Origin of the sequence: Delftia sp. SD018, from assembly GCF_017355445.1 — a bacterium.
Taxonomy (GTDB): Bacteria; Pseudomonadota; Gammaproteobacteria; order Burkholderiales; family Burkholderiaceae_C; genus Comamonas; species Comamonas acidovorans.
The window spans coordinates 122,773-129,447 of sequence record NZ_JADDRN010000020.1; the positions used below are offsets into that span (position 1 = coordinate 122,773).

The window sequence follows — 6,675 nt, forward strand, 5'->3', positions numbered from 1 at the left end:
AGCATATCAATCATGCCGACGAATAGGATTGGATCAGATGGATCAGTCGGCCCATACTCATCCAACCCCCACAACGAGAGACATGCCATGACCCCGCCGAACCAGATCAATCGCCGAAGCTCCCACATCACCGAAGGCAAGGCGCGCGCAGCCAACCGCTCCATGTTCTACGGCATGGGCTACAAGGAAGAGGATTTCAAGAAGCCCATGGTCGGCGTGGCCAACGGCCACAGCACGATCACGCCGTGCAACTCCGGCCTGCAAAGGCTGGCGGACGCGGCCATCGCAGGCATCGAGGAAGCCGGCGGCAATGCGCAGGTGTTCGGCACGCCGACCATCTCGGACGGCATGTCCATGGGCACGGAAGGCATGAAGTACTCGCTGGTCAGCCGCGAGGTGATCGCCGACTGCATAGAGACCTGCGTGGGCGGCCAGTGGATGGATGGCGTGCTGGTGGTCGGCGGCTGCGACAAGAACATGCCGGGCGGCATGATGGGCATGCTGCGCGCCAATGTGCCGGCCATCTATGTCTACGGCGGCACCATCCTGCCCGGCAGGTGGAAAGGCCGGGACCTGAACATCGTCAGCGTGTTCGAGGCCGTTGGCGAGAACGCTGCGGGAAAGATCAGCGACCAGGAGCTCAAGGACATCGAGCAGCACGCCATCCCCGGCACGGGCTCGTGCGGCGGCATGTACACCGCCAACACCATGTCCAGCGCGTTCGAGGCGCTGGGCATGAGCCTGCCCTACTCCTCCACCATGGCCAATCCCCATGATGAAAAGGAGAACTCGGCCAAGGAATCCGCCAGGGTGCTGATCGAGGCCATCAAGATGGACCTCAAGCCGCGCGACATCGTGACGCGCAAGTCCATCGAGAACGCGGTCTCGGTGATCATGGCGACCGGGGGCTCCACCAATGCCGTGCTGCACTTTCTCGCGATCGCCCATGCGGCCGGCGTGCCCTGGTCCATCGACGACTTCGAGCGCATCCGCCAGCGGGTGCCGGTGCTGTGCGATCTCAAGCCCAGCGGCAGATACCTGGCGGTGGACCTGCACCAGGCGGGCGGCATCCCGCAGGTCATGAAGATCCTGCTGAATGCGGGCCTGCTGCACGGCGACTGCATCACCATCTCGGGCCAGACCATCGCCGAGACCCTGGCCGGCGTGCCTGACGAACCGCCCAACCCGCAGGCCATCCGCCCCCTCTCGGACGCGCTCTATCCGCAGGGTCACCTGGCCATTCTCAAGGGCAACCTGAGCCCGGAAGGTGCGGTGGCCAAGATCACGGGCCTGAAGAACCCGGTCATCACCGGCCCGGCACGCGTGTTCGACGATGAGCAATCGGCACTGGCGGCCATCCTCGACGGCAGGATACAGGCCGGCGATGTGATGGTGCTGCGCTACCTGGGCCCCAAGGGCGGCCCCGGCATGCCGGAAATGCTGGCCCCCACGGGCGCCCTGATCGGCGCCGGTCTGGGCGAGAGCGTGGGCCTGATCACCGATGGCCGCTTCTCCGGCGGCACCTGGGGCATGGTGGTCGGCCACGTGGCGCCGGAAGCGGCCGTGGGCGGCACCATCGCGCTGGTGCACGAGGGCGACTTGATCACCATCGACGCGCACGCATTGCAGCTGCAACTGAACGTGCCCGAAGACGTGCTCGCCCAGCGCCGCGCGGCATGGAAGGCTCCCGCACCCCGCTACACGCGGGGCGTGCAGGCCAAGTTCGCGTTCAACGCATCGAGCGCCAGCTCGGGCGCGGTGCTGGACAACTTCGCCATCTGAGCTTCGCCATCTGAGCTTCGTGAGCGCACGAAAAAAAGAGGCCCGGGCAGTGGCTGCCCGGACCTCTTTTCCATCTCGCGCCAAGGCGCTGGATCTGGATCAGTCGGCGCGGTAGTTGGGCGCTTCCTTGGTGATCTGCACGTCATGCACGTGCGATTCACGGATGCCTGCGGCGGTGATCTCCACGAACTCGGCCGTGTTGTTCATCTCTTCGATGGTGGCGCAGCCGCAGTAGCCCATGGCAGCGCGCACGCCGCCGGCCATCTGGTAGACGATGGAGACCATGGAGCCCTTGTAGGGCACGCGGCCTTCGATGCCTTCGGGCACGAGCTTGTCGGCGTTGGGATTGCCGGTGCTCGATTCCTGGAAGTAGCGGTCGGCCGAGCCCTGCTGCATGGCGCCGATGGAGCCCATGCCGCGATAGCTCTTGTACGAACGGCCCTGGTACAGGATGACTTCGCCCGGAGCCTCTTCGGTGCCGGCGAACATGCCGCCCATCATGATGGTCGAGGCGCCAGCGGCCAGGGCCTTGGCGATGTCGCCCGAGAAGCGGATGCCACCGTCGGCGATCAGCGGCACGCCCGTGCCCTGCAGGGCCTGGGCCACGCTGTCGATGGCCATGATCTGGGGCACGCCCACACCGGCGACGATGCGCGTGGTGCAGATGGAGCCAGGGCCGATGCCGACCTTGACGGCGTCGGCGCCTGCCTCGGCCAATGCCAGCGCAGCGGCGCCGGTGGCAATGTTGCCGCCGATGACATCGACCTGCGGGTAGTTCTGCTTGACCCAGCGCACGCGGTCGATCACGCCCTTGCTGTGGCCGTGGGCCGTGTCCACCACCAGCGCATCGACGCCGGCCTTGACCAGCAGCTCCACGCGCTGCTCGGTGCCCTCGCCCACGCCCACGGCGGCGGCCACGCGCAGGCGGCCTGCGCTGTCACGCGCTGCGTTGGGGAAAGTCGTCTGCTTGGTGATGTCCTTGACGGTGATCAGGCCCTTGAGTTCAAAGGCGTCGTTCACGACCAGGATGCGTTCGAGCTTGTGCTTGTTGAGCAGGGCCTTGGCTTCCACAGGCGTGGTGCCGTCCTTCTCGTTGACGGTGATCAGGCGCTCGCGCGGCGTCATGATCTGGCTGACCTTGACGTCGTAGCGGGTCTCGAAGCGCAGGTCGCGGCTGGTGACGATGCCGACCACCTTGCCGCCGTCGCACACGGGAAAGCCGGAGATGCCGAGGTTCTCGGACAGCTGCAGCACCTGCAGCACGGTGTGCTCGGGGGTGATGACCACGGGGTCGTGCACTACGCCGGATTCGTGGCGCTTGACCTTGGACACTTCGGCAGCCTGTTGCTCTGCCGTCATGTTCTTGTGGATGACGCCGATACCGCCCTCTTGCGCAATGGCAATGGCCAGACGCGCTTCGGTCACGGTGTCCATGGCGGCGGACACAAGGGGAATGTTCAGGGAGATGTTGCGCGAAAAGCGCGTCTTGAGCGAGGTGTCCTTGGGCAGGACCTGGGAGAAAGCGGGGACCAGGAGGACGTCGTCGAAGGTCAGGGCTTTACCGAGAAGGCGCATGTGAGAGCTCCAAAAGAAGGATTGTACCCGTGCGCCGGATCACAATGTATGCTGTAGGCCATTGTTCCCCGCTATCGCTGCCCGCCATCATTTCCTGCTATTGCTACCTGCAACCGGCCCGATCACCCCAATCACCATGCATGCCACCAAGCTTGTTTTGCTAGCCGCGCTTGCCGCCTGTTCGCTGTCCGCAGCCGCCCAGTGGCAATGGGTCGACGCCACAGGCCGCAAGGTCTTCAGCGACCGCGCGCCACCCCCTGACATTCCGGCCAAGAACATCCTGCGCCAGCCTGGCGGCAGCGCGACCGCTCCAGCAGCGGCGGCGGCGCCATCCACGGCACCGGCGGCTACAGATGCGGCCACGCAGCCCGCTGCAGATGCAACGGCACAGGCAGCGCCTGCCGCCGCCGCCAAGGACGCCAAGCCCGCAGGCACCGACAAGGCCCTGGAAGAGCAAAAGCGCAAGGCCGAGGCCCAGGAGGCCGCCAAGGCCAAGGCAGAAAAGGACCGCATTGCCAAGGATCGCCAGGAAAACTGTGCGCGGGCAAAACAGGCCAAGACGGCACTGTCATCGGGCGGCCTGCTGGCACACACCAATGCACAGGGCGAACGCGGCTTCATGGACGAAGCCACGCGCAACAGCGAACTCAAGCGCGCCGACGCCACCATCGCCTCGGACTGCGGCCCGGTGCGCTGAGCGCCTCCCTCCGTCAGTAACCGGCCTTGGCCCCGGGCCTTTGGCGCTGGAACAGGCCCGTGGCGCGGGCTCCCTGGCGCGCAAAGCGCTCGCGGCGCGCCACCTTGGGGTCCACGGTCAAGGGCCGGTACAGCTCCACGCGATCGCCGTCGCGCAAGCCTTGCGTCAATGGTGCGCTGCGGCCCCAAAGGCCAGCGGGCCCCTCCTGTGCAAAGCCCAGCGCCTGCCAGCCACCAGCGGCCTCGACTGCGTCGGCAATCGAGGCACCGGCCGGCAATTGCAGGGTCAGCTCAACGACTTCACCGGCACGCGGGCTGCATGCCAGCGTGATGCACAGAAACGGCCGGGGTTCAGCCATAGACCTGCTCGGCGCGCTTGACGAAGGCATCGACCATGGAGCCCGCGATGCGGTCGAACACCGGGCCGACCACGGCGGCCAGCGCCATGTTGTCAAAGCCATAGTCCAGCTGCAGTTCCACGCGGCAGGCCCGCTGCGAGCCGTCGCCCACGGGGCGGAACATCCAGTTGCCCTCCAGCCGCGAGAACGGCCCCTTGATCAGGCGGATGCTGACCTGGCGCCCGCCATCGTCGAGCACGCTGTGCGTGTTGCGCGTGACGAAGGACTTGCGCATGCCGCCGAATGCAATGCCCACCTCGGCCGTCATGCCCTGCTCGTCCTGCTCCAGCACCCTGGCCTGGTCGCACCACGGGAGGAAGTCGGCATAGTGGGCCACGTCCGTCACCAGGGCAAACATTTCTTGGGGGCTGTACCAGATCAGGACGGACTTGTTGACTTTTTTCATGAATGGGGCGGGCTGCACGGCATGCAAAACACCGGCTGCGCGGTCATGGCGCATACGGCTGTCACAATGACGGCAAGGCGAAACTAAAATCCCGCACGGAGGCGAGACGGCAATCCAGTATTGTATGGAGAGCTTTCATCTCCAGGTTTTCGCCGCATCTATTACTCCATGGCCAAGAAACCTGAAACACAGTCGCGCATCGCCGACAACAAAAAAGCCGCGTTCAACTACTTCTTCGAGGAACGCTTCGAGGCCGGCATCGTGCTGCACGGCTGGGAAGTGAAGGCGCTGCGCAGCGGCAAGGTGCAGCTGACCGACGGCTACGTCATCGTCAAGGACGGCGAGCTGTTCCTGCTCGGCTGCCAGATCAACCCGCTCAAGACCGCCTCCACCCACGTCAACCCCGACGCGGCGCGCATCAAGAAGCTGCTGCTCAAGAAGGACGACATCCTGCGCCTGATCGGCAAGGTCGAGCAAAAGGGCTTCACCCTGGTGCCCATCAACCTTCACTGGAAGAACGGCTTCGTCAAGTGCGACATCGCCCTTGCCAAGGGCAAGGCCGAGCACGACAAGCGCGACGTGATCAAGGACCGGGAAGGCAAGCGCGAGGTCGAGCGCGCCATGAAGAGCTTCAACCGTTGACGGGCATCCGCAGCTTTTTTTGCACTGCTGCGGAATAAACCGGCACGGCCCAGTGTTCATTGCAGTGTCCGGCCGCAATTTCGCGCGCCGGCAAGCACCGGAGACAGCGATGAAGAAGCTCAGCATGAAACTTGGTACCTGTGCCTTCACGGCAGCCCTGACATTGACCCTGGCAGGCTGCTATTCCGCGCCTGCGGCCAACGCCTCTGGCCAGACCCCGCCCAGCGCGGTCAGCGTGCAAAACGGCATGCTGGTCGGCGCCAACGGCATGACGCTCTACACCTTCGACAAGGACACGGCCGGCAGCGGCAAGTCCGTCTGCAACGGCCCCTGCGCGACCAACTGGCCGCCGCTGATGGGCAAGCAGGCGCCGTCCGGCGGCAACTACAGCGTGATCCAGCGCGACGATGGCAGCAGCCAGATCGCCTACAAGGGCAAGCCGCTGTACTACTGGGTAAAGGACGGCAAGGCCGGTGACACCACGGGCGACGGCGTCATGGGCGTCTGGCATACCGCACGCCCCTGATTCCAGCCGCATCCGCCTTCGGACCTGCCCATGGACCGCAGCCAGATCCTGGAGCACCTGCCCGGCCTGCGCCGCTACGCGCGGCTGCTGGCAGGCGATGCCTGGGCCGCCGACGACCTGGTGCAGGACACGCTGGAGCGTGCCTGCCGCAAATGGCTGCTGTGGCGCCCCGACGGCGATCTGCGCGCCTGGCTGTTCACGCTGATGCACAACCTCTACCTGAACCAGCGGCGCTCTGCCGCGCGCGGGCAGTGGCTGGACATAGACAGCCTGTCCGAGACCCTGGCCGCGCCCGAGGACAACAGCGACGCGGCCCTGGACCTGGAGCGCTGCCTGCAGCGCCTGCCCGCCGAGCAGCGGGCCGTGCTGCTGCTGGTCAGCGTGGAGGACATGAGCTACGCCGACACGGCGCGCGTGCTGCATCTGCCCCTGGGCACCGTGATGTCGCGCCTGTCGCGCGCACGGTCCCGGCTGCGCGAATTGATGGAGGCCCCATCGGCCCCATCAGCCACTTCGGCCTCCTCTGCAGCGCCTGCACAGTCAGCACCGACTGCCAAGGCCGCAACACCCCAAGCCGCAGCCCCCGCGCTGCGCCGGCTCAAATGACGAGGCCGCCATGACCGCATCCGCCCCCACCCCCCCTTCATCTT

The 6,675-nt window shown here is 65.9% G+C and carries 8 protein-coding genes; 5 read left to right on the plus strand and 3 right to left on the minus strand.

What is annotated here, in order from left to right:
• The first annotated feature begins 87 nt into the window (after positions 1–87).
• The gene (gene ilvD / locus INR38_RS19785) at positions 88–1,782 is read left to right on the plus strand and encodes a dihydroxy-acid dehydratase (protein ID WP_207443759.1); all 1,695 of its coding nucleotides are present in this window, start codon (positions 88–90) and stop codon (positions 1,780–1,782) included.
• A gap of 99 nt (positions 1,783–1,881) precedes the next feature.
• On the opposite strand, the gene guaB is transcribed toward ilvD, so the two are convergent.
• Positions 1,882–3,357 (minus strand): IMP dehydrogenase, encoded by a 1,476-nt coding sequence (gene guaB, locus INR38_RS19790; protein WP_013803023.1) that lies wholly within the window; start codon positions 3,355–3,357, stop codon positions 1,882–1,884.
• Between the two features lie 136 nt (positions 3,358–3,493).
• Here guaB and INR38_RS19795 point away from each other — a divergent pair, with 136 nt between their 5' ends.
• The gene (locus INR38_RS19795; protein ID WP_207443760.1) at positions 3,494–4,054 is read left to right on the plus strand and encodes a DUF4124 domain-containing protein; all 561 of its coding nucleotides are present in this window, start codon (positions 3,494–3,496) and stop codon (positions 4,052–4,054) included.
• A 13-nt stretch (positions 4,055–4,067) separates the two neighbouring features.
• Here the strand turns inward: INR38_RS19795 and INR38_RS19800 are convergent, their stop codons facing one another.
• Together INR38_RS19800 and INR38_RS19805 are read right to left on the minus strand one after the other, a co-directional pair.
• A complete protein-coding gene (locus INR38_RS19800) occupies positions 4,068–4,412 on the minus strand; it encodes an RnfH family protein (RefSeq protein WP_012204850.1) in 345 nt (114 codons plus the stop codon).
• On the minus strand, positions 4,405–4,857 hold the full coding sequence (locus INR38_RS19805; RefSeq protein WP_034398355.1) for a type II toxin-antitoxin system RatA family toxin: 453 nt from the start codon (positions 4,855–4,857) through the stop codon (positions 4,405–4,407). The genes INR38_RS19800 and INR38_RS19805 overlap by 8 nt, the downstream gene beginning before the upstream one ends.
• A 168-nt stretch (positions 4,858–5,025) precedes the next feature.
• On the opposite strand from INR38_RS19805, the gene smpB reads away from it, so the two are divergent.
• From smpB to INR38_RS19820, 3 genes are all read left to right on the plus strand, one after another.
• Entirely contained in the window at positions 5,026–5,499 is a 474-nt protein-coding gene (gene smpB, locus INR38_RS19810) for an SsrA-binding protein SmpB (RefSeq protein WP_013803027.1), read from the plus strand.
• Between the two features lie 109 nt (positions 5,500–5,608).
• A complete protein-coding gene (locus INR38_RS19815; protein WP_207443761.1) occupies positions 5,609–6,025 on the plus strand; it encodes a hypothetical protein in 417 nt (138 codons plus the stop codon).
• Between the two features lie 30 nt (positions 6,026–6,055).
• Complete coding sequence (locus INR38_RS19820; RefSeq protein WP_207475989.1) at positions 6,056–6,631, plus strand: sigma-70 family RNA polymerase sigma factor; 576 nt, start codon at positions 6,056–6,058, stop codon at positions 6,629–6,631.
• Positions 6,632–6,675: the final 44 nt, after the last annotated feature.

What these genes read in the sequence shown, in the direction of transcription:
- ilvD (WP_207443759.1), top strand. Translation starts at nt 88, where the DNA reads ATGACCCCGCCGAACCAGATCAATCGCCGAAGCTCCCACATCACCGAA.
- guaB (WP_013803023.1), bottom strand. Translation starts at nt 3,357, where the DNA reads ATGCGCCTTCTCGGTAAAGCCCTGACCTTCGACGACGTCCTCCTGGTC.
- INR38_RS19795 (WP_207443760.1), top strand. Translation starts at nt 3,494, where the DNA reads ATGCATGCCACCAAGCTTGTTTTGCTAGCCGCGCTTGCCGCCTGTTCG.
- INR38_RS19800 (WP_012204850.1), bottom strand. Translation starts at nt 4,412, where the DNA reads ATGGCTGAACCCCGGCCGTTTCTGTGCATCACGCTGGCATGCAGCCCG.
- INR38_RS19805 (WP_034398355.1), bottom strand. Translation starts at nt 4,857, where the DNA reads ATGAAAAAAGTCAACAAGTCCGTCCTGATCTGGTACAGCCCCCAAGAA.
- smpB (WP_013803027.1), top strand. Translation starts at nt 5,026, where the DNA reads ATGGCCAAGAAACCTGAAACACAGTCGCGCATCGCCGACAACAAAAAA.
- INR38_RS19815 (WP_207443761.1), top strand. Translation starts at nt 5,609, where the DNA reads ATGAAGAAGCTCAGCATGAAACTTGGTACCTGTGCCTTCACGGCAGCC.
- INR38_RS19820 (WP_207475989.1), top strand. Translation starts at nt 6,056, where the DNA reads ATGGACCGCAGCCAGATCCTGGAGCACCTGCCCGGCCTGCGCCGCTAC.